This window comes from Pontibacillus salicampi (assembly GCF_042434395.1).
Classification (GTDB): Bacteria; Bacillota; Bacilli; order Bacillales; family BH030062; genus Pontibacillus; species Pontibacillus salicampi.
Genome location: NZ_JBHLTP010000015.1, coordinates 1 through 715, shown reverse-complemented (window position 1 = coordinate 715; position 715 = coordinate 1). Strand labels below are relative to the sequence as shown.

Below are 715 nucleotides of genomic sequence, written 5' to 3'. Positions count from 1 at the left end.
TTTTTAACATTAGCCAGTAATCATGTTCACATGATGTTAGGCGAACTCTTATGGAGAGTTTGATCCTGGCTCAGGACGAACGCTGGCGGCGTGCCTAATACATGCAAGTCGAGCGCATGAACCTATCTGATCCCTTCGGGGTGACGATAGGGGATTGAGCGGCGGACGGGTGAGTAACACGTGGGTAACCTACCTTCGAGATCGGGATAACTCCGGGAAACCGGGGCTAATACCGAATAATCTGTTGGACCGCATGGTCCGACAGTAAAAGGCGGCTTCTGCCGTCACTCGAAGATGGACCCGCGGCGCATTAGCTAGTTGGTAAGGTAACGGCTTACCAAGGCGACGATGCGTAGCCGACCTGAGAGGGTGATCGGCCACACTGGGACTGAGACACGGCCCAGACTCCTACGGGAGGCAGCAGTAGGGAATCTTCCGCAATGGACGAAAGTCTGACGGAGCAACGCCGCGTGAACGATGAAGGTCTTCGGATCGTAAAGTTCTGTTGTTAGGGAAGAACAAGTACCAGAGGAAATGCTGGTACCTTGACGGTACCTAACCAGAAAGCCCCGGCTAACTACGTGCCAGCAGCCGCGGTAATACGTAGGGGGCAAGCGTTGTCCGGAATTATTGGGCGTAAAGCGCGCGCAGGCGGTTCCTTAAGTCTGATGTGAAAGCCCACAGCTCAACTGTGGAGGGCCATTGGAAACTGGGG

At 54.5% G+C, this 715-nt stretch carries 1 rRNA gene; it reads left to right on the top strand.

From position 1 onward, the window contains the following. Window positions 1-47: 47 nt before the first annotated feature. Window positions 48-715, top strand: a 16S ribosomal RNA gene (locus ACFFGV_RS18650); the annotation flags it as partial.